Raw genomic sequence first — 21,228 nt, 5'->3', positions numbered from 1 at the left:
TTTTAAAATATTATTTTTTAGATTTTTTCCCTGTCCTTTGCAAAATACGAGAAGGCTATTGCAACTATGCAGATGACTGCGGCAGAAAGGAAGGTAAGCTGAAATCCTGAAACAAGGAGTCCTCTTTTAATCTCCACCGGTGCGGTTGATGTGATATGATATGCCGCAATTTCCGCATAGATTATGGCGGCAAATATTGTCTCAAAGACTGCCACTCCGACAGAAGCACCAGTATCCCTTACAGTCATCATAAGGCTTGAGATAATCCCTGAATCCTCACGCTTTGTGTATGAAAATATCAGGTTGCTGTTAGCCGGTATGAAGAGTCCTGCCGAGAATCCCATCATTCCGAGGCCTGCAACCAGAAAGGGAAGGGATGAACTGCTGTCAAGCATGGAAAACATCAGAAACGAAATGCCGCAGATAACAGATGAAACAGTGCAGATATTTCTCGAACCGCTTCTGTCAGATATTATCCCGGCAACAGGGCCGGCTATGATCATTGCAATGGACGGCACAACAAGTATTATTCCTGATACCGCAGGGGGGAACTCCTTTACATACTCCAGATAGAAGGGGAAGAGGAATGTTGCACCTGTAAAAAGAAGCATTATAATTGCCGCGGATGCATTTGCGAATGAAAAGTTTCTGTTTTTGAATATAGAGAGATCCAAAAGCGGATTTACATGTCTTTTTTCATTTATGATGAAGAGCAAAAATGAAATTGCACAAAATACGAATGATCCAAGAATAAAAGGAGATGCCCACCCTTTTTCTGCGCCCATATTGAGTGCAAATATTCCTGATGCTATACAGAGGAATACCAGAATTGAGCCTGCATAATCAAATATGAACTTACCCGGGGCTTTTTTGTCGGGAGGCAGATGCCTGAGTCCCATTATTATACCAAGAATTCCGACCGGGATATTCACAAGGAATATCCAGTGCCAGCCGGCATACTGGGTGAAAATACCTCCAAGGAAAGGTCCGGCGGCAAGTCCTATCGATGCCATGACAGTTGAAACGGCAAGGCCCCGTCCCCTCAGATCAGCCGGAAGATATACCGCGACCATCCCTGCACCAAGGCCTGAGAGCATTGAGGCGCCTATTGCCTGTATTACACGGAAAAAAACCAGATACCAGAAATTTTCAAATAAGAAAGGCATTATCCCGCACAGTAGCGATCCGAGTGTAAATACGGCAAAACCCGCAATAAATATTTTTTTATAGCCTTTATTGTCTGCAATTTTTCCAAAAGCCAGCATGAAGCTGCTTAGTATTATCAGATATGCAAGTGATACCCATGCAACAGTTCCCGAGGAGATTCCGAAATCGGTTGATATGGTAGGAAGTGCGATGTTAACGATTGTGGCATCGAGTGAACTCATAAAAGCTGCAAGGGCGATTGTCATCAGCAGGAGGCCGAATGCTGCTTTTTGCTTGTTGTTTTCAGGCATCTTTTAGAAAAACTCCTTATTTTTCCGGTTAGTAAATATGTATCTTCCTTTTCAATAAAAAATTGAGTGCATGATAAATCCGGATTAACAATGATTGGAGATTTAACAAAAAAGAACCGTGAAGGTGTAATTACAAATCCCGGGGGGCATTAAAAATTGGGTATTTAGGGGCTTATTCTTTGGCAGTTAATATATAGTTTACAATCTTCGGAGGCATTGTCGTGGATTTAGCAATTTCCTCAGGTGTTTTCCCCAAACCGGCGAGCCTTTTCACACAGACATCCATTCTCTCCCCGACTTCAATCATATGCCCGTCAGGGTCGAGGAATCTTACTGTAAACTGACACCAGGGCTGTTCTTTTACATCATGAACGAACCTTACCCCGGCGGCTTTTAATGTTTCAGAGGTATGATCCATATCTTCAGTTTCGTAATAGAGTTCGAGCATACGTTTTGAGCCAAAATCACCGGTCTTTGAATCAACATCGGAATCACCGAATATCACTTTTCGCCCGTAACTCCCGTCCCAGATTGCAAGTCTGCTTTTAAAGCCTACATTTAAACCGAGATCGAGTTCAATCTCCTCTCCCATCACTTCTGTGTAAAATTTTTTAGAAACCCCGACATCCTTTACGAAAAGGACTGTTGAATGAAAGGAGAAGGGTTTTTTCTTCATAACCTCAGATTCTGTCATTATTTTATGGGATGATTTTAATAATTATTAACTGTTTCCCGTACAGAATGAAAATAAAAAATGAAATAAAAAAGGAAAAAGTGACAATATTTCTTCAAAAAATTTGGGTTTTAAAGGTTTAAAAGGCCTGAGAGACTGATATTTATTTCTTAATTTTTTCAGATTAGGCTCTTTCTCTTTAATTTTTCATTATTTTCATCTCTCCATCTGACAACGGGGATATTGCAGAAGGGCTGAATCTCACGGTTTTTGAAATAATCCTGATGATATTCTTCAGCTTTCCAGAATTTTTTTGCAGGCTCAAGCAGCGTTGCAATATAAAGGCCTGTTCCTTCAAGCTCTTCGATCAGTTTTTCAGCGGTTTTTTTCTGTTCTTCATCGGTGTAGAATATGACTGATCTGTACTGCTCTCCCACATCAGGACCCTGACGGTTTACCTGAGTTGGATCATGTATCTCAAAAAATCGTTTTGCCAGAGTTTCATAATTTATACGTGCAGGATCATAAAAGACAAAAACAGTCTCCGCATGTCCTGTTGTGCCTGAGGAGACGTCATCATATTTTGGACTGGCTGTGTTTCCGCCCATGTATCCGGCAGCGGTTGAAATTACGCCCTCGAGTTCAGACATATAATATTCAACACCCCAGAAACAGCCGCCTGCAAAGTATGCAACACCTGCATTAATATCCTTTTTTGGAACAAAAAGAAGAGAAACTGAATTTACACAGTGCCGCGTATTCTTTGGTGTTAGCAGTTCTCCCTCAAATACATGGCCGAGATGGGCCCCGCAGTTTGCGCATAATATCTCAGTCCTTATACCGTCATGATCCAGAACTCTCTTCACGGCATTTTTTATTTCGTCATCAAAAGAAGGCCATCCGCAGTTGGAATCAAATTTATCATCCGATGAATAAAGCATTGCTCCGCATCTTCTGCATGCATATACCCCCTCTTCAAAAAAATCAACATATTCACCGTAAAATGGAGGTTCCGTGCCTTTATGGACAATGATTTCCTCTTCTTCAGGAGTAAGCTCCCTGTATTTTCCCGGTGGTGTCTCTCCCCTCATAGAGTCTCAATATACACCGTCTGGATAATAATATTTCGGGAGAGTTGTAAGAGGTGTGCTCTCCGGGGCTTGAAAAATAGGTGTGGTTATTTTCTTCTAAGGAGGCATATCGCCGCAAAAACGGAAAAAAGAGCCGTTACTGCAAGAATGCCCGGAGCACTCTGTGTAGGCTGTATGGGCTGTCCTCCTGGTTTTGCAAGTCCCATTGAGAGTGTGGAGGTTTCTCCCGCGTTGACATTAATCTTTGAAAATGAGTCCTGGTATCCTGAAAGTCTGAGCATTATGCTGTGCTCTCCCGGGGATACACCTGTAATGGTGTAAGGGGTTATTGCTCCCGAGTATATGTCATCAAGGTAAACCATCGCCCCTGACGGAGTTGAGGTGATATATATCGAGCCTGTTGTCGGTGCAGGCGTGCTTCCCATTTCAGCTGAAACGGTTATGGCGGCTCCGTCCCTGACAACTGTCACATATGTTATATAATCCGGAAATCCTGCCAGTGTAAGCTTTATCTGGTGCTGTCCGGGGACAACATTTGTAATCGGGAATGACTGCTGATCCATTGTTTCACCGACGTAGACACCATCAAGGTAAATCTTTGCTCCCGCAGGGTTTGAGTCGACATATATACCCTGCACGTTGGAGATCGGCTTTAGTTCCGCATGGAGTGCAATCTGTGTTCCCTCGACCACGTTAACTGATTTCTTCCAGTTATAGTAGCCGTTTTTGGAGACCTCAATTTCATGACCGCCTGAAGACAGGCCTGTTATTACGTACGGGGTCTGCCCGACTATCTTGGCATTAACTGAAACATAAGCTCCGGAAGGGTTTGATGTGACTGATATTGAGCCAGGAGTTATCAGGTTTAACTGGACGTACTGTGTGGATCCCCCGTAAACAGTCGCTGTGGTTTCGCCTGTTTCGTATCCTTCCGCCTCTGCCTCAATGTTGTATGATCCTTCCCTTAATCCCGAGAGGGTGATTGGTGAGAGACCCTGGTAAACATTATTTAAAAAAATTCTTGCTCCTGAGGGTGATGTTGAGATGTAGAGGTTTCCGGTGTCTGATGTCGTCGGACTCGGGATCGGGTTGAGTGTGACATAAACATCGACATCTTCACCTGCAGCAGGGACTGCCGGAAGTGTGGTCTGGGCTGTATAGTATCCTGATTTCTGGACACTCACTCTCTGATAGGGTGTTGCTGTTGTGTAGACCCCCACTGAGAGTATGCCCCCTGTTATCTGACCTTTGTATTCGCCGTCAAAGTAGACGCTTGCATCGTTGACATTGCAGTGGATATTGTACCACGCCATATCGCCGCCGACTGCTTCTGCCGGAGATGCCAGAAGAACCAGCAGGGCGGCAGCAATGACATACAGGATTGCATTTTGGTTCATGATATTATCATATTTCTTTAACTTCATGAATGTATTTATTGGATTTTTGGTGACTTTCACATATCACGTTGATCCGTTTTTGTCCTGAAAACTACGGCGAGCATTAAAACAGGTGAAAATCTTTCGTCAGGATGAAAAAAAGGTTTGATTTTCCAGTTTTAAACCCGTTAATTCGACAACAAACGCTTTGTATATACAAATACAAAATTATTCTTTATTACTCGCAGGTGGTCAATACGCAGAATTTCAAATTAGCCGGTGATGAGGGTATAATTTCGGAAGTCCCGAATATAGAGGTAAAAACCCTTGAGTTCCGGTTATTTTTAACAAATAAACGTCTTATTCTTGTTGAAAACAACAAAGTCGCTACTGCACCGGTTGAAGTGCCCTTAGAGGTGATACGCTCTGTTTCCGCCGGGAAAAACTTTGCAGACGATCCAACTATCAGGCTCTCGATGGCTGCACCGGACGGAACACAGAAGAGGATGGTTCTCACTTTCTCCCAGGATTTTTCAGGTTTGAGAGATAAAGAGCGTGATCACCTGAAGAAGAAGATAGAGGGTGTGGTTTCGGAGTATCAGATTTCAGCCAGACCCGCACCGAAGCCCTCTTCAGCCGCTTTTGCTGAAAGTTCAGGTGTAAACAGCAGTAAAAGCGCAAGGATGCCTTCAAAGTCTAATGACGGGGGAATAATCTCGGCTGAAAACGTGATTGTAAAATCACAGGAATATTCAATATCGCTGACCAACGCGAAATTAATACTAAAAGATCCAAACCGCCCGAACAAACCCTCGGATATCCCGATGGGGGCTGTGAGAAGTGCCGAGAGCGAATCAAACGAACAGGGCGAACCGGCCATAGTGCTAATGGTCGAAGCCGGAAATGGCAGCATGAGAAGGATGGTCCTTTCGTTTTCACAGTGGTACGACAAAAACCGCTGGGGGGAGCGTGAGATGTGGGTTCGTGCAATACAGGACATTATTGCAACAGGGAGTGTGGGTGAACTCTATACACCTCCGGCTTCTGCCGCCCCTGACTATTCAGCTCCTGTGCAGTCGGGGTATGAGTGTGATGGTTTTTCAGCTCCGCCACCTTCCTCTCCTCCCGGTGTATGCGGGAAATGCGGTGCCGGACTTGATCCTGCTTCAAGGTTTTGCAAGAACTGCGGTTTTCCGGTTGCATCCGCCGGCAGCCCGCCGGGTGATTTAGGATATTCTTCAGCACCTTCCGGCGGCTATTCGGGCGGCATAATCGATTCGGATTCCCCTGGTGGTTTTGGTGAATTTGAAGAGAGAGATGAGTTTCCCGGGTCTCGCGGCAGGAAGGCCAAAAAGGCATCAGGGAAAACTGCTCCACGAAGGAGAAAACCCAAAAAAGAGCGTCCTGCAAAGGTCAGACCCGCAAGGGCGGATAATTCGGTATTCGGGAGGATAATGGCATTTCTGGCAGCGCCTGACAAGGCGTACCAGATGACAAAGGGGCAGGACATGATGGATGCAGCACCTGTTTTTCTGATCTCTGCGGGTATTTTTTCGTTTGGAAGTATGCTCTTTCTGCATCTTTACGCTTCGTCACTTGATCCCGGGACATACCCTGTTATAACCTCACTAAAGGACATCGGGGTTATGGCAGGACTTGCATTTGAGATATTGCTCTTAATGCTGGTGTTTGTGTTTGTATCGGGATTTCTGCTTCATGTGGGTGTTATGGTTGCCGGATACAGGAGTGAATGGGAGGACTGTGTGAGAATTGCCGGATACTCCTCGGTACCGTTTATACTCGGAGGCATAATACCGTTTATAGGTGTTTTTCTGGCACCTTTGTGGGCATTTTTCCTGCAGTTCACCGGTGTCAGGGAGACATATGATCTTCAGACAGGAGAGGCGGCAATTGCCATTGGAATTCCTGTGATTTTGTTCATACTAATGTTTGCACTGTTTGTGATCACCGGTGACGGCGGATTTGCAATATTTGGAGGTGTCTGAAAATGGACTTTGTTAAAAGAATTGTTCTTCTAATGCTTGTTGGAATGTCGCTGATTTGTAGTGTATATGCAGGAACGGCCGGATATTCATATACAAATCCTGATTCGGCAGATTATATGACTGTTACATTCACCGGAACATCATCCGGGGGAACACCGGTTTCCTGGTCATGGAATTTTGGAGACAGCACAACCGGTACCGGGCAGAGCATTCAGCACACTTATGAATATATTGATACGGGCAGTCTCATCCATAGTGTCAATCTGACTGTTACTTTTGATGACAATACAACAGCTTCGTTTGAGGATAATATAAACATAGATGAGCCGACTCTTCATGCCTCATTCACAAGCGATCCGGCAATTTCTCTCGACAAAATTACCGGCTACGCCCCGCTGCCTGTGACGGTTACGGACACCACAATAGGCAGGCATGAGACTGACTGGAATTGGGGTGATGGGACCGATACTTCATCAGTAAATCCGGGAAGCCATACTTACCAGACATCCGGAACCTACACTTTGCGTCTTACGGTTACAAGGGATTCTTCAACAAGCACTTATTCAAGATACGTTGTTGTAAAGGAACCTGATGTGACAGCGGCATTTTCTGCAAATATTACAAAAGGCATTGCGCCGCTTACAGTTGAGTTTACGGATGAATCATCCGGAGATATAGATTCTTGGGAGTGGGAAATTGTCGGAGATGGATTTTCAACCACAAGAACGGACGAGAATTTTGTCTACACCTTCGAAAAGGCGGACACCTATACTGTTCTTCTAAGGGCATCCGGAACAGGGGGCACAGATACCGAGGAGAAAAAGGATTACATAACGGTTACCCCTAACATCACCGCCTCATTCAAGGCAACCCCTCCTCTCACCGGATATGCACCGTTAAAGGTTCAGTTTACCGACACATCTGTCGGTCACCCAAACATTACCTCCTGGCACTGGGACTTTGGAGATTACAGACAGTCAAATGAGCCCAACCCTCTGCATACATATCAGGATGCGGGAACATTCACTGTAATTCTGACTGTAGAAAATGATCAGGGTGAGATATCTGCAACAAAGACAGACTACATAACGGTTAAGGGTGAGGCAACCCCGACGCCCACAAAAACTCCCACTCCGACTCCTAAAGTCACGTTAATGCCGACTCCGACAACAGCCGTGACTGCTGACAACAGTAAGGAGACCACACTTTCTGCTGGCGGGCAGACAGGAACCAGAATTTTCGGGATACCCGGAACAGAGTTCTTCAGATCAGAGATAACAAAATTCTACGGTCTCTACAAGGAATATGTGTATCTGGTAAAGCATATCGGCGGATAACGCCGGAATTTTTAATTTTTTTACAATCTGAACGTCAGAGAAGAAACTGTAAAAATTCTGAATGAAATTTTATATGCAGAAAAAAATATTTTAATTTGTTTTTGATTTGCCCTGGTTTGCAACAGCACTCATCGCTTTTTGAATCTCTTCCTGGTTTCCAAGATAATAATGTCTTATAGGCCTTAAATTTTCATCCAGTTCATATACAAGCGGGACGCCTGTCGGGATGTTCACCTGTGAGATCTCATCATCCGATATGTTGTCAAGGTTTTTTACAAGTGCCCTGATACTGTTGCCGTGTGCCGCAATGAGAATACGCTTTCCTGATTTAATTGCGGGAGCTATCTCATCATCCCATATCGGGAGGAAGCGGGCAACCGTGTCTTTGAGACACTCTGTAAGGGGTATCTCCTCAGGCTTCAGATCTTTGTAGCGTCTGTCAAATGCAGGACTTCTCTCATCATCTTCTGCGAGTGCGGGGGGAGGTGTGGTGTAGCTTCTGCGCCAGATGAAAACCTGTTCATCCCCGTATTTTTCTGCGGTTTCTGCTTTATTTAACCCCTGGAGTGCCCCGTAATGGCGCTCGTTAAGCCTCCATGAACGGGTTACCGGAATCCACATTAGATCCATCTCATCAAGTGTAATCCAGAGCGTCCGAATGGCCCTTTTTAACACAGAGGTGTACGCAGCATCAAAGGTGTAGCCTTCCGATGCAAGCATTTCGCCTGCCGCTTTTGCCTCTTTTAGCCCTTTTTCTGACAGGTCAACGTCTTTCCAGCCGGTAAAGCGGTTTTCCCTGTTCCATTCACTCTCTCCGTGGCGAAGCAAAACAAGTTTGTACATGATTTTATCAAAACTCCTGATAATTTAATAGACGATTAACAAAAAAAAACTGATTGAAGAAGGGCGGTAAAACCCTTCTGACATTTCTCTTTATGAAACTGTTTTTGTAACTGTAACTGTTCCCAGTGCAGCGGATGTTGAATCGGTTGTCTTCTTTCCCTTTGGATCAACGATATCTACCATCATTATTTTACCCGGTCCTCCGGCGTCCTGTGTCTCTGTGTCAACCACTTTTGAGACAGTTGCAACTATTGTGCCGGTTGGATTGGTTATTGGGATTGGTTTGTATCCTATGCCGCTGATTGGTGTTTTAACCCCGTTCACAGTGTAGCTTCCTTCCCAAGAACCCTGATAAAAAATTTCAATATGCCATGTGCCAAAGGTGTCTGATGTACTTGTGCCCCCGCTAGGAAGGGTTGTGCCCGGGTTTGTTGTGCTTGTGGAAGAAGATGAATCCGGCGGTGCGACAGGTGTTGTTCCCGAATTTCCTCCTGCAAACATTCCGCTCGACAATATGATTCCGGCGACTGCCAAAACGACCACAATAACCGCGGCAATTCCTAAAATCTTTGGAAGACCCTCGGGGATTCTGCTCTCTTTGTAACCGTAAGAGTCATATCCTCCCCTTGAGGCTTTTTTCATAGCCTTCTGCTGCTGCTTTTGCGCCTTTATTGCTTCCTTTTCCCTTCTCTTTTCTTCTTTTATCCTGGCTTTTTCCGACTTTTGCATATCTCTGCGGCCGTTACCCGGATGACGTGCTCTTCCGGCCGGTGCCTGCATATCCCTGTAATATGGATCGTCTTCAAGGCTCATTCCGCCACGGGAAGACTGCTGCTGGTAGTCGTTGTAGCCATGATGTTGTGGAGGCCGGGGAGGAGGTGTCGGCATTCTCTGGGCCGGCCTCTCCTGAGGCGTTCTACTCTCTTGAAACTGTGGGGGTGCAGAAACCCGCTGGCCGCATGAAGGGCAGAACATTGAGCCCGGAGGTATACTGGCTCCGCAGAAGCGGCAGAACCCGGCCGATGATACACCGGGGCGGGGAGGTTCCTGCCTTTCGTGACGTACTGGCGGGACAGGCGGGGGTGTCTGCGGCCGATTTGGTTCTCTGTAAATCTGTGGTTCGGCTCTTTGTTCTTCTCTCACAGGCCCGGGTGAAAAAAGATCATTTCCCTGCCTGTTCTCCCGTGGTCTGCTCTGTGCAGGAGGCATTTCGTGCTGCATCGGGGGAACCGACTGCCTCTGGTAGCCGGAAGGCTGAGGTGAAGGGCTAAACTGACCGTCTTGAGGTCTTTTTGGGAAGTCTGGAATTCTCTGGTATTCAGACTGATTTTTTGGCGTAAGAATTCCAAGCTTCTCAATCCATTCGTCACGTTCTGCATACCTGTAATCACCCTTCTGGCTGAACCTTATGATCATCTCACCGACATCGCCTGACGGTTTTTGAATCGAGAGATCAATTAACGGTGTGCCGTTTTGATCAGCTCTTGGTTCAAATTTCTTTACTAAATTTAACGGAAAGACAAGTTCCTTTCGATCATATATTTCATCGGTTTTTTTAACAAAAATTATTCTTCTATTCGTTAAAAAAGCATCAAAAACTGTGTTTTTTACGATGACGTCAGGTGATGTCCTGACAATATTTTCATCTGGTTTTAAATTTGGCTGGTACATATTTGCTGTGTAAAATTTAGGATAAATAATATCATAAAGCATTCCCTGCCTGTTGTATTAAGTATATTTGATAAATTCACTCTGAAAATTAATTAATTTACGATTATTGTCCTAAATTTTCACTAATAATTATATATATCTGGAAAATATAAGAAAATGCATCACTAATAAAAATAATTTTTACTGTCCGGGGGTGTTCGATGGAATTAAAGGGAATAATGAATATAAGAAATACAAAGACCGGCTTTTTTTCATTAGCGGGTTATGATCTCTGGGATATCTCTATTGCAGTCAGCACCTCTGTCGCCTTCATTTTAATGTTGCTTGTCAGGTTTTCGGGAATAACCATATTTGCATCCCATCTGATATTCATACCAATAGCCATTTTTGCTTACAGGTACCCGGAAAAAGCGCTGATTTTCTCGGGCATTCTGGCTGTCGTCTACCTTTTAATCTTTAATATTTTATTTAGTAAAGCAGAGGAGGACTATTACCGGACTGTTTTGAGGGCACTTGCTTTTCTCTGTGTGGGTGGATTTGTTGGCTATATTTCAGGTAGCCGCAAGTTAAAAAAAGAGAGGTATCCGGATATTTTTCAAAACATACCTGAATCTGTATTTGTCTGCGGGATAACGCCGACAGGTCTTATCGGAAAGATACAGGACTGCAATAAAACAGCCTTAAGATATATCGGCCATTCAAAAGAAGAGATTAAAAATCTCTGTTTCTATGATTTATTCCCTGAGAAAGAGAGAAACAAAATGATGAATATGACTGATATTTCCACCAGTAATGAGTGTTTATCCTTTGAGTCGGAAATTTCAGGGAAAAACGGAGAGATTTACCCTGTTGAAATCAGCACACAGTTATTTGGACCAGAGAACTCTCTTTCGGCTATAATTATTGCAAAGGATATATCACTGAGAAAAAAAGCGGAGGCTGAGATTCTTGATAGCCGCTGGAAACTTTATGAGGCGCATAAGATAGCGAATCTGGGATACTGGGAGATAGATTTTGATACCTGGGGTCAGAAGTGGTCAGATGAGGCCTTCATGATATTTGGAATGGAACCAACAGCAGATTCCAGAGTAACCTGTCTTGAACTCCAAGAACTCATTGACCCGGCAGATGCTCCTGAGGCCCTTGAAAATTATTATGAATCGATAAATAAAGGCAAGGATTACTCGCAGCAGATGCGCATTATGAAACCGGGAGGAGAAAAAGGCTGGATAAAGGTGAGCTGCCAGCACTATCTGGATGATTCCGGGAAAATTATCCGTTCACTTGGTACGGTTCGTGATATTACAAATGAAGTGAACACAGAAACCAAAATTAAAGAACAGGCTGAATATTTCGGAACGCTTCTTGAGACAATTCCCAATCCTGTTTTTTACAAGGATGAAAAAGGAGTTTATAAGGGCTGTAATCAGGCATACGCCGATATGGCCGGATTTACAAGGGAGGAGATAGTGGGAAAAACTGTTTATGAGATCTTTGAAAAGAATACGGCTGAGGCACAGAATATAAAGGATGATCTTGTCCATAGGGCCTCGGGGACACAAGTTTATGAATCCGAAATACACGGCACTGATAATAGAATAATAAACGTAATCGTCAGCAAGGCGGCTGTAAAAGATAAGTATGGTAATCCTGCAGGCATCGTAGGTGTTATACAGGATATTACGGAAATTAAGAAGACAAAGGCAAACCTCTTTAAGTCTCTTGAAGAAAAGAGCGTTCTTCTTCAGGAAGTAAACCACAGGGTAAAAAATAATCTTGCAGCTATCTCAGGGATTCTTGAAATTGAAAAAAGCAGGATCGATGATGAAAAAGCACTGGAGTTTCTTACAGAGGCTGAAAACAGAATTCAGTCAATGGTGATCGTTCACGAAAGTCTCTACCACTCCGGCAGCGTTTCCGAAATTGATGCCGATGAACATTTCAGAAATCTTGCCGAATCTGTGATGTCATCCTATTCCCACTATATACAGCCGTCTTTGTTTGTGGATACAAATTACTGCAAAATCGATATTAAGTCTGCAATACCGTGCAGTCTTGTCTTAAATGAGATTCTGACAAACTCTATGAAGTATGCATTTTGCGGCAGGAAAAAGGGAAACATCTCAATAATTCTTGAATGTTCAGACGGCAAAATGACGCTGATGGTCTCTGATGACGGCATAGGAATTCCGGATGACTTTGATCCTGATACCTCCCCGACTCTTGGAATGAAGGTGATATACAATATAGTGAGGCTTCAGCTCAGGGGTGAGGTGACTCTCGAAAGGACAAAAGGAACCAAATGGATTGTAACCTGGCCTAAAAACGGATCTACAACAGGGTAAAGGGATTTTTAAAAAATCAGATGTTGTTTTTATCCTGTTTTGCAGGACAGAAGTTGCATATTGAATGAAATATTTCCTCTTCTTTGTCTCTTATCGGGCAGAAATAATCCTCTCTTTTTTTGTAAACCTCAAATCCGCCTGGGAAAGGGGTTCCCACCGGGTGTCCGGGTTCATCAAGTACAAACATTGCAAAGGTGCTGAGAAGATAATAAAAAAGATCGTATAGGGGCGCTTTATCCACAGGTACAAGCCGGTGTCCTTCTTTTTCATCATATGAACACCCTTTGGGTATCATATCACAAAAAGCGGTGAAAGTCTCACGATCCTTTATTGGAGAATCCATTTTATCGAATTCACCTGATCTGTACATCGAAAGAAGCCGGTGGTACCTCCCAAAAAACCATTCCTTTGCAAAGGGACGGAATTTTTCCCTGTATGCAGGGGGGAGAATATCGACTTCGTCACGTGCCCTTGCACCGATTATCTGAAGATCATACATTGAGTATTTCAGGATCTCGGATGCAATAAACCGGCCAAGCTCTCCTTTTGTATTAATTAGTTTCATCGCTGAAACGGTTTTAATTATTTTCTCTTCTGCAGGAGTCATGTATATACAATTAAAGATTATTCTTGCTCTGTTTGCCAGTCTTTGAATCCGGGTCTGATAAATTATATTTATATGGAGTATTTTTAAAATTATTTTTAATATTTGTTATCGTTGAGAGTTTGCATGAAAGACTTTAGCATAAAGCAGAATCCCGGCATTCTGAAGAGATTTCCAAACGGTTTTTCGTCAAGTCTTCCAACAAGAAGGCCGGATGATTCATCAATGATTGCAAAAAAACCGACATCAATCCCTGTTTCAAGGTCAGGTGACCTGATTTTCATCTCCTCTCCGAATCTATGTGTTCTCTCATTGAATTCATTAATTCTCAGGTTTGTACCGGCAAAATCGTTTTTATCCTCTGCATAGATTTCGATATCCACCTTTCTTTTGGCCTTTTTGATATCGTTTACATATTTTAGGAATACCTTTGGATCAGATACAAAGAAAATTATCTCCTTTTCGGCATTCTGGATGAGTGTCTTAAAGCGGCTTTTTATACCCCACTCACTGTGTATCGTCCAGAAAGGCGACGGGGGTTTTGTATCGTAGTGAAGATTGTTCAGGTAATTTTCTGTCTCTTCAATCGCTTCTTTAAGATGCACTCTTGCCTGGTTTATGACGACGCCCGGGTTGTCGGAGTGATAATATGCAGGTTTTCCGTCCTGAATTTCAACATATCCCTTCTGAACAAGACTGCTCAGTACAGAGTAGATTCTTCCCTGCGGGACGCCGCTTTTTTCATGAATCTCTCTTGCTGTTGACATCCCAAGCCCTACTACTGCAACATACGCCTTTGCTTCATATTCCGTTAGTCCGAGTGTTTTTAATGTTTCAATTGCAGTTTCTTCCATTTACAACTCCTAAAGTTGCACTTAATTAATTATATAGATATGCACATTTTCATAGTGGCAACCGGAAATACCAAAGGGAGCATAATAAGTTGAAAAGATCTAAATCCAGTATAATTCAATTAAATCAGACAGAATACCCGGAAACCATGGCAATATGGCATGAAACCGGTTTCATACCGCCGGCGGAATATGCAAATCTGGTTGAATTTTTACATCAGATGAACATGTACGAGGATAATCACCCGATAGATATCCTAAAAGGTATGTCAGGGAGATCAGGTTTTTCGGCTAATGCTTCCGGTTGCGCTTCCTGCATAATTACCGACAGGGAAAAGATGTACGGTTATGCAGAGAAATGTGGTATTTCCCGGGATAATAAATCGGATTCTGTTATTGCAGAGGAGATTTGTCTTTTGATAATTGCAGACTACGAACCGGAAGTATCCGGGCACTCTTTTAATAATAAGATGCTATATGACAGGCTACCTGACAGGGCAGAGATAATTCCCTAAAGATTAAAAATGAAAAATAAATTCAGGAGGAAAGTTTTTTGAAATCGCTATTTGCACTAATAGCCAATACAATAAATAAAAGACCCTTTGTAGTTGCCGGACTCATAGTTGCAGTTCTTCTTTTTGCAATGTACGGCGCCACAATGACTACAATGAAGACGGGTTCCGATACGTATCTTGACAAAACAAAACCGGTCGGATCCCTTCTCAATCACTATACAGATATTTTCGGGTCAGATTCGATCATCATTATTGTAGAAGGCGATGATGTAACAACTCCGGGGGTTGTAAAATATCTTGACAATCTGGAGGAAGACCTAAGAAACGAGAGGTACATTGACAGTGTTACAGGTCTGCCTGATATATTAAGGCAGGCAAACGGGGGTGTTTTACCTCTATCTGTCGCAGAAATTGATGAAGCCGTAGAAAATACACCGGCTGAATATACAAGAGTTATACTGCCTTCTAAAACGATGACACTCATATCTGTGCCTCTTCAGACAGGCATGCCGGAAAGCGCCGAAGACGGGGTTGTGGGCACTGTAAACTCATTAATTAAGATGTCATTTCCTCCGGCCGGAATAACGCTTGAAGCTTCAGGGTCTCCCGCATTTAACATTGAGATGAAGGAGGACATGAACAAAAACATGGGCACCTTAATCAGTCTTGCAATGATTCTGATGGTTGTTGCAATGCTGTTCCTTTTTGGGCATGTCAGGTACAGGATGCTTCCGGTTTTTGTGGTATTCTGCGGAATTATTCTGACATTCGGGTTCATGGGTATTGCGGGAATAGGAATAAGCTCGATTGTGGTTGCGGCATTTCCTGTATTAATCGGGATCGGGATTGACTATGCAATCCAGTTTCATTCCCGTTTTGATGAGGAGATCAGGAAATCGACAACCAAAGAGGCGGTGTATACAACCATTACAAGTTCGGGCCCTGCAATTTTGCTTGCAATGATTGCAACAGGCCTTGGGTTTGTGGCGCTGTCAGCTCTTGCTCCTGCCCCTATGGTCGGTGATTTTGGAATAATATGCATAATAGGAATCGTATGCTGCTACCTCTCCGCCATGGTTATAGTCCCCACCTTTGGAACTATTGTAAAATACAAACCAAAAACCGAGGTTAACCTTTCAGATGATGCAGAGCCCTGCCAGCTTGAGTGGAAAGGCTGCGATAAAGATCCGAAAACCCGTGAGGGTTCAAAAGGATCTCTGATGGAGAAATACGACAAGTTCCTCGGAGGTGTGGCAGTTAAGATTGCAAAAAACCCTGTTCCTGTCATAATTATACTTTTAATGCTTGCAGTAGTCGGCATACAGCTGGACGGGAAAGTCATAATTGATACCGATGAAGACTCAATGGTTCCACAGAATATGCCTGCAAAGATTACCATGGACAAAATAGGCAGGGTAATCGGTTCTACCAACACTATCACACTATATATCAAAGCTGACTCTGTAAAGGATCCGGATACCATAAAATGGCTCTATGATTTTGGTGAGTACGCCTCATCAAAGCATGACGATTTAACAGGCGCAAGAAGTATCGCCACTTATCTGATGATGTATAATGACGGTGTTCTTCCTTCCGATAAAAAAACACTTGATGATGTGTGGGACAAAATACCTAAATCTACAAAAGAAAGCTATCTATACGGTAATACAGAGGCTGTAATCCAGTTTTCAATGAAGGATATATCAATTCCCGCAACACAGGAGCTTATATCCGACATGCAGCAGGATCTTGACTGGTACGTTATGCATCCCGGAATGACTGCCGATTACACCGGGCAGATGGTTATGTTCACTGATCTGATAAACGGCATTAAGGATACCAAAAATCCGATGACTTATCTTGGGTTTATTCTGATTCTGGCATTTCTGCTTCTTTCATACAGAAAGTTTTCAGCAGTATCCCCCCTGATCCCGATTATCATGATTGTTGGCTGGAACGGGCTTATTATGTATTCCCTGGATCTCAAATACTCACTTCTGACCGCTACACTCGGTGCGATGACGATAGGAATCGCTTCTGAGTATACAATTCTGATTATGGAGCGTTATATGGAGGAGAAGGAGAAGGGGATGGATATGTACACTGCCGTTCAGACAGCAATCCAGAAGATAGGAACGGCAGTCACCATCTCCGGTCTTACAACAGTCTTTGGCTTTTCAGCTCTTCTGCTGTCAACATCACCGGTTATCCAGAATTTCGGGACTGTAACTGTTATAACTGTAGGCTTTTCGCTCATAGGAGCAATTGTTGTCATGCCTGCCGTGATATCACTCCTTGAATCCGCAAATATAGATAAATCGGAAAAATCAAGGAAATCCCTGAAAAAATCCGAAAAAAGCAGCGGCTTTTACGCGATGATATCAAGGTTCATTAAATCCGTCACCGGATAAAATACCGGGGCGTAAAAAATAACCTGTGATTTACAGGCATAATATGCCTGAAACACCGGTTTCATTCACCTTTTTTAAAAGTTTGAATTTTTCAGAGCAGTAAAACCGCTATTGCAGGGATTGTCACAACGCAGAGCATTGTGGATATAAATACGCCTTTTGAGGCTGAATTTGAGTCAACACCGTATTCTTCAGCCATTAAAACAGCGTTTGCTGCGGCAGGCATGGCGGCAAGAATTACCGGAATACCAAGAAGCATCGGGTCATCCACAAATGGCTTTAGGATTATAAAAAGAACAACCGGTATTGCAATCAGCCTGAAAAATGACATTGCATAGATTTTTTTATCTTTTATCATTCCTGAAAAAGGCATTGTTGCAAGAAGGGCTCCGACCACAATCATTGCAAGCGGAGTTGTGAGTGAGCCGAGGATTGTCAGGACATCAAGTGCCGGTGAGGGTATCTGAAATCCCGTGAAAAAGAATATAAGTCCTGCTGCCGATGCGATAATCCCTGAGTTTAAGAAGAGTTTTTTGTCAAGGTAACGACCCATATCCGGCCTCAGCATTAAAACACCTACTGAAAATACCAGTATTCCAAACGGCAGCATAAACAGGGATGTGTAAAAAACAGCTTCCTGACCGAATATTGCCGCAGAAACAGGTATCCCCATGAAGCCGAGGTTTGAAAACAAAAGCATGAAACCATAAACCCCCTTTTCGAGATCACTTTCTGTAAGATACCTTGGTATAATTACTGCAAAGACAAAGGAGAGAATATAGAATACCGCAGCTATCCCGAACATCTCCATTGTTTTTGAATATGTGTCGGCATTCAGCGGTATCTGCATTGATACAACAATCAGACTCGGGAGTGCAATATTCACAAGAAAACTTGAGAGTCCCTTTGCACCCTCTCTGTTGATGATACCGGATTTAAAGCAGATATATCCGACTGCCATTAAGAGAAAAAGAATTATGATGCTGTTTACTATTACAATAAAATCCATTTTTATGCTGGAGAATATTTCTTCCAGAGGGGTATTAAATGAATGTTTGCTCCATAAAATTTAAAAAAAAATATTTTTTCAAAATTTTTGATTTGCGGTATCCAGGGGGCATTTAGGAATAATATTTTCTCTCTTAAAAAAAGCCCCTATGGGGTTTTAAAAAAGTGTGTTGCAAATGAAGATTTTTTATCTCCTTTGTTTTATTAGGCCTTTTGACATTCCTAATATGATTTGGATTACAGCTTTTTTCTGCACACAAATAATGTTGTGATTACTGCCATTGCGCCAATGAGCCATGCAAATGCAGGGCCTGATTTTGTTGGTGCCTGTGTCGGGGGTACTTGTGTCTGAGTCTCTTCTAAAGTCGGAATCTCTGTCGGGGTTTCTGTCTTTATCTCTTTTGTTTCCTCAGGATTAATCGCCCCGATTTCGCTTTCAAGTATTGTGCTTCTCTGGGTGTCATATATTGTGAAATCAGAAATTGCCTGGGGGCCTGTAATCATCCCGGTTTCCGGGCAGAGTGATGATGGGGCTTCTCCCCTGTTGTATATCACCTTAAGGACATACTGGTAATCCGAAGTCCATCCGAATACATGCCTTTCTCCCGGAATCATCTCTTTTGTTTCAACCGGCTGTTTGTCTTTGCTTACAGTAACAACTGCGGATAATGCAGGACAGGTTGAGCCTTCACATGAGTCACAGTCAGGTTTTCCTTCAAAGGATATTGTATAGCCCTTGTAGTATGGAGAAACAAGACGCGAGGGATCACCGTACGAAGCGATGATTGGGGATTCAGTTACACTGGTGGAACCGATTTTACCGACAATGATCCATTCTCCTCCGGCGCCACCCATTATAGTGGCCTCAATTTTGTCCCCCTGTTTCACATCGGCAAAAAAATCAGGATTATTTATAATTCCCTCGACATACCTGTTCTTAAGACTTGTTTTGGAATAAACAACCCATTCCTTGCCGTTGTAGACGGTGTCCACCTGCATTGTGAACATTTTTTTGTTCTCATCAATTCTTGAAACCTGTCCTTTATATGTTTCTTCGAGCATAACTGCTGAAACAGGCAGTATTAAAAGCAATGCAAGGATAATAGCTGCAATTGCTGCTGATCTGGTAATTTTCATAATTAATCCGGCTCCTGTTTTATATTTATGCAAACGGGAAAATTCCTGATGATTTTTGCCCGTTTTAATATAAAATTTAATTATTATCTCCATTGTTTTTAAAATGATTCCTATAAGTCGGAGTTAAGACCGGAATTTTTGATTATTCAAGATAATAGGTGTAGATGTAAACCCCGGATAATGATGCAATTATTATCAGTAATACCGTCATTGGGATTATCAGTGCAAGAACCGCCCTTGCAGTTGAGATCTCCTGAAGTTTCCTTGTTGAAAATATTGCTAGGATAAAACTCCATATGAATGCCACGATTCCTGCCACCGGTACCCAGCCGAAGATCAGTGCAGGCGTTGAGGCAAAAATTATTGATTTTACTGTTCTTACATATCCTCTTTTTCCGCCTGTGATGATGACGAAAATGTGCAAAAAGATCCCGGACAGAAACAGTCCGGAGATTAATACAAGCAGTATAGCTGTAAATGTTACGGGAAGTGCCATCCACAAAACCATCTCTTCGGTCTGGATATTGAAAAACATTGTTGCAATGGAATTCATGCCAAAGACTGTCGTAACTGATGAGAGAAGAGAGAAAAAAACAGACAAAATAAGATAATACTCAAGACTCATGAACAAATCCTCCTCTGAATACTTGTCAAATGACTCAAGAGGATTTTGAATGAATTCAGCTACACGGGCATGAATATTCTGGCGCATAACAGGTAAGGGGATTCTTAATAGTATTTACAGTTTTGTGATCGCCGGGGGCAAAAAGAAAATTTATTTTGGATTTGGTTGATGTGGAAAAAAATTGTTTTTTTGGTTTAATTTTTTGTTTAATAATACTGCATTGTTGATACTGCCCCGATTGTGAGGAAGCCAACAAGAAGTATTGAAAGGATTATCAGAATTATAAATGGCAATAGTACTGCAATTGCCGCCTTTACCGTTGGAATATCCTGGAGTTCACGGATTGCCAGGATGGCTAAGACGAGGGCCCATATTCCTGCAATAAAGTTGATGACAGGAATCCAGCCAAGAAGCATGGAAGGGGTTGATGCGTATATCACTGCTTTTAATGTTTCCATCAGTCCTCTCTGTCCTCCTACAATAGTTACAAAGATGTGGAGTATAATTCCTATTATGAACAGGCCGATGATTCCACCGATAAATCCGCCGATGATGGCGATAATAAATCCGGCTCCTGCACCGCCCATGCCTGCAAATGCTGCTCCAAACCCTGCCATTATCAGAATGCCTGATAAAATGGCATTTATTGCAAGGATCATCAGGAAATACTTAAAAGCATCTCCGAACTCTTCTTCACGATGCTGCTGAATAGTTTCAACCGGGTTTAACAAAAAACCCTTAACCTTGTCGGGAAAATCAGATACCATAGTCATAATGACATATTTTCGGTATTTATATTTTTTTATATGTGTTGGGAAAAACCCCGGGATTATGAATTTTTTAATATTCTGTAACAAAACAGCTGACAAAAAAATATTTTTAATCTTTTTGATGTTCGCAGATTTTTTAAATCCGGGAATACAGGTGTTTTCAGATTGACTTTTTGACTTCTTCAATTGCCTCGTCAATTGATTTCAGGAATTTTTCTCCTGCCGATTTTGCCTTTTTCTCTATCTGTTCCCTTCCTTTTTCTGTTCTTATGGCAGTGTTTCCAAGTTTTATTATGCTCCCGACTGCCGACTTCACTGTTTTTGAGGTCTGGCTTATCAGCTCATCAAGATCAGGTGTTTCTTCTGAATTATTTTCTGATTTTTCACCGCCTTTTGCCTCTTCCTGCTGCATCTCCTCTTCATTTGTATTTTCGTATTTTGAATCTTCACCGGGTTTATCTTCAATCCATCTTCCTTTCTCAAAGTGTCCGTTTTTTTCTGTCATAAT

The 21,228-nt window shown here is 42.7% G+C and carries 18 protein-coding genes; 5 read left to right on the top strand and 13 right to left on the bottom strand.

What is annotated here, in order from left to right:
- Positions 1-17: 17 nt before the first annotated feature.
- From F1737_RS10945 to F1737_RS10930, 4 genes are all read right to left on the bottom strand, one after another.
- Entirely contained in the window at positions 18-1,457 is a 1,440-nt protein-coding gene (locus tag F1737_RS10945; protein ID WP_317136615.1) for an MFS transporter, read from the bottom strand.
- 172 nt (positions 1,458-1,629) lie between these two features.
- Entirely contained in the window at positions 1,630-2,133 is a 504-nt protein-coding gene (locus tag F1737_RS10940) for a VOC family protein (protein ID WP_317136614.1), read from the bottom strand.
- 176 nt (positions 2,134-2,309) lie between these two features.
- Positions 2,310-3,221 carry a bifunctional methionine sulfoxide reductase B/A protein gene (locus F1737_RS10935; RefSeq protein ID WP_317136613.1) on the bottom strand — a complete coding sequence of 304 codons (912 nt, stop codon included), beginning with the start codon at positions 3,219-3,221 and terminating at the stop codon, positions 2,310-2,312.
- Positions 3,222-3,307: 86 nt separating this feature from the next.
- On the bottom strand, positions 3,308-4,618 hold the full coding sequence (locus F1737_RS10930) for a PEGA domain-containing protein (RefSeq protein WP_317136612.1): 1,311 nt from the start codon (positions 4,616-4,618) through the stop codon (positions 3,308-3,310).
- Positions 4,619-4,845: 227 nt separating this feature from the next.
- Here F1737_RS10930 and F1737_RS10925 point away from each other — a divergent pair, with 227 nt between their 5' ends.
- Together F1737_RS10925 and F1737_RS10920 are read left to right on the top strand one after the other, a co-directional pair.
- Complete coding sequence (locus F1737_RS10925) at positions 4,846-6,603, top strand: YIP1 family protein (RefSeq protein ID WP_317136611.1); 1,758 nt, start codon at positions 4,846-4,848, stop codon at positions 6,601-6,603.
- Positions 6,604-6,605: 2 nt separating this feature from the next.
- Positions 6,606-7,940, top strand: a complete 1,335-nt coding sequence (locus tag F1737_RS10920) for a PKD domain-containing protein (RefSeq protein ID WP_317136610.1) — start codon at positions 6,606-6,608, stop codon at positions 7,938-7,940.
- A 90-nt stretch (positions 7,941-8,030) separates the two neighbouring features.
- On the opposite strand, the gene gpmA is transcribed toward F1737_RS10920, so the two are convergent.
- Together gpmA and F1737_RS10910 are read right to left on the bottom strand one after the other, a co-directional pair.
- Positions 8,031-8,783, bottom strand: a complete 753-nt coding sequence (gpmA, locus tag F1737_RS10915) for a 2,3-diphosphoglycerate-dependent phosphoglycerate mutase (protein WP_317136609.1) — start codon at positions 8,781-8,783, stop codon at positions 8,031-8,033.
- A gap of 90 nt (positions 8,784-8,873) precedes the next feature.
- On the bottom strand, positions 8,874-10,454 hold the full coding sequence (locus F1737_RS10910) for a zinc ribbon domain-containing protein (RefSeq protein WP_317136608.1): 1,581 nt from the start codon (positions 10,452-10,454) through the stop codon (positions 8,874-8,876).
- 200 nt (positions 10,455-10,654) lie between these two features.
- On the opposite strand from F1737_RS10910, the gene F1737_RS10905 reads away from it, so the two are divergent.
- The gene (locus F1737_RS10905; protein ID WP_317136607.1) at positions 10,655-12,799 is read left to right on the top strand and encodes a sensor histidine kinase; all 2,145 of its coding nucleotides are present in this window, start codon (positions 10,655-10,657) and stop codon (positions 12,797-12,799) included.
- Positions 12,800-12,815: 16 nt separating this feature from the next.
- Here the strand turns inward: F1737_RS10905 and F1737_RS10900 are convergent, their stop codons facing one another.
- Together F1737_RS10900 and F1737_RS10895 are read right to left on the bottom strand one after the other, a co-directional pair.
- On the bottom strand, positions 12,816-13,406 hold the full coding sequence (locus F1737_RS10900; protein ID WP_317136606.1) for a DUF2115 domain-containing protein: 591 nt from the start codon (positions 13,404-13,406) through the stop codon (positions 12,816-12,818).
- Positions 13,407-13,501: 95 nt separating this feature from the next.
- On the bottom strand, positions 13,502-14,257 hold the full coding sequence (locus F1737_RS10895; protein ID WP_317136605.1) for a TrmB family transcriptional regulator: 756 nt from the start codon (positions 14,255-14,257) through the stop codon (positions 13,502-13,504).
- A 146-nt stretch (positions 14,258-14,403) separates the two neighbouring features.
- On the opposite strand from F1737_RS10895, the gene F1737_RS10890 reads away from it, so the two are divergent.
- Together F1737_RS10890 and F1737_RS10885 are read left to right on the top strand one after the other, a co-directional pair.
- Positions 14,404-14,769, top strand: coding sequence for a hypothetical protein (locus tag F1737_RS10890; RefSeq protein ID WP_317136604.1), 366 nt, complete (start codon positions 14,404-14,406; stop codon positions 14,767-14,769).
- A 38-nt stretch (positions 14,770-14,807) separates the two neighbouring features.
- Entirely contained in the window at positions 14,808-17,180 is a 2,373-nt protein-coding gene (locus tag F1737_RS10885) for an efflux RND transporter permease subunit (protein WP_317136603.1), read from the top strand.
- Between the two features lie 91 nt (positions 17,181-17,271).
- On the opposite strand, the gene F1737_RS10880 is transcribed toward F1737_RS10885, so the two are convergent.
- The 5 genes from F1737_RS10880 to F1737_RS10860 form a co-directional block, all read right to left on the bottom strand.
- Positions 17,272-18,189: an AEC family transporter gene (locus tag F1737_RS10880; RefSeq protein ID WP_317136602.1), complete on the bottom strand. Its 918-nt coding sequence runs from the start codon at positions 18,187-18,189 to the stop codon at positions 17,272-17,274.
- 236 nt (positions 18,190-18,425) lie between these two features.
- A complete protein-coding gene (locus F1737_RS10875; RefSeq protein WP_317136601.1) occupies positions 18,426-19,325 on the bottom strand; it encodes a hypothetical protein in 900 nt (299 codons plus the stop codon).
- A 142-nt stretch (positions 19,326-19,467) separates the two neighbouring features.
- On the bottom strand, positions 19,468-20,037 hold the full coding sequence (locus F1737_RS10870; RefSeq protein ID WP_317136600.1) for a YIP1 family protein: 570 nt from the start codon (positions 20,035-20,037) through the stop codon (positions 19,468-19,470).
- 119 nt (positions 20,038-20,156) lie between these two features.
- Entirely contained in the window at positions 20,157-20,723 is a 567-nt protein-coding gene (locus tag F1737_RS10865) for a Yip1 family protein (protein ID WP_317136599.1), read from the bottom strand.
- Positions 20,724-20,880: 157 nt separating this feature from the next.
- Positions 20,881-21,225, bottom strand: coding sequence for a hypothetical protein (locus F1737_RS10860; protein WP_317136598.1), 345 nt, complete (start codon positions 21,223-21,225; stop codon positions 20,881-20,883).
- Between the last annotated feature and the right edge of the window lie 3 nt (positions 21,226-21,228).

Source organism: Methanoplanus sp. FWC-SCC4 (genome assembly GCF_032878975.1).
Classification (GTDB): Archaea; Halobacteriota; Methanomicrobia; order Methanomicrobiales; family Methanomicrobiaceae; genus Methanochimaera; species Methanochimaera problematica.
Note: the sequence above shows the minus strand (reverse complement) of the source record. Positions and strands in the feature narration are given on the sequence as shown.

Excerpts from the sequence above, each read along its gene's own strand:
- F1737_RS10870 (WP_317136600.1), bottom strand. The coding sequence starts at position 20,037 with ATGCGCCAGAATATTCATGCCCGTGTAGCTGAATTCATTCAAAATCCT.
- F1737_RS10875 (WP_317136601.1), bottom strand. The coding sequence starts at position 19,325 with ATGAAAATTACCAGATCAGCAGCAATTGCAGCTATTATCCTTGCATTG.
- F1737_RS10920 (WP_317136610.1), top strand. The coding sequence starts at position 6,606 with ATGGACTTTGTTAAAAGAATTGTTCTTCTAATGCTTGTTGGAATGTCG.
- F1737_RS10935 (WP_317136613.1), bottom strand. The coding sequence starts at position 3,221 with ATGAGGGGAGAGACACCACCGGGAAAATACAGGGAGCTTACTCCTGAA.
- F1737_RS10865 (WP_317136599.1), bottom strand. The coding sequence starts at position 20,723 with ATGACTATGGTATCTGATTTTCCCGACAAGGTTAAGGGTTTTTTGTTA.
- F1737_RS10895 (WP_317136605.1), bottom strand. The coding sequence starts at position 14,257 with ATGGAAGAAACTGCAATTGAAACATTAAAAACACTCGGACTAACGGAA.
- F1737_RS10900 (WP_317136606.1), bottom strand. The coding sequence starts at position 13,406 with ATGACTCCTGCAGAAGAGAAAATAATTAAAACCGTTTCAGCGATGAAA.
- gpmA (WP_317136609.1), bottom strand. The coding sequence starts at position 8,783 with ATGTACAAACTTGTTTTGCTTCGCCACGGAGAGAGTGAATGGAACAGG.
- F1737_RS10930 (WP_317136612.1), bottom strand. The coding sequence starts at position 4,618 with ATGAACCAAAATGCAATCCTGTATGTCATTGCTGCCGCCCTGCTGGTT.
- F1737_RS10880 (WP_317136602.1), bottom strand. The coding sequence starts at position 18,189 with ATGGATTTTATTGTAATAGTAAACAGCATCATAATTCTTTTTCTCTTA.
- F1737_RS10945 (WP_317136615.1), bottom strand. The coding sequence starts at position 1,457 with ATGCCTGAAAACAACAAGCAAAAAGCAGCATTCGGCCTCCTGCTGATG.
- F1737_RS10940 (WP_317136614.1), bottom strand. The coding sequence starts at position 2,133 with ATGAAGAAAAAACCCTTCTCCTTTCATTCAACAGTCCTTTTCGTAAAG.
- F1737_RS10905 (WP_317136607.1), top strand. The coding sequence starts at position 10,655 with ATGGAATTAAAGGGAATAATGAATATAAGAAATACAAAGACCGGCTTT.
- F1737_RS10890 (WP_317136604.1), top strand. The coding sequence starts at position 14,404 with ATGGCAATATGGCATGAAACCGGTTTCATACCGCCGGCGGAATATGCA.
- F1737_RS10910 (WP_317136608.1), bottom strand. The coding sequence starts at position 10,454 with ATGTACCAGCCAAATTTAAAACCAGATGAAAATATTGTCAGGACATCA.
- F1737_RS10860 (WP_317136598.1), bottom strand. The coding sequence starts at position 21,225 with ATGACAGAAAAAAACGGACACTTTGAGAAAGGAAGATGGATTGAAGAT.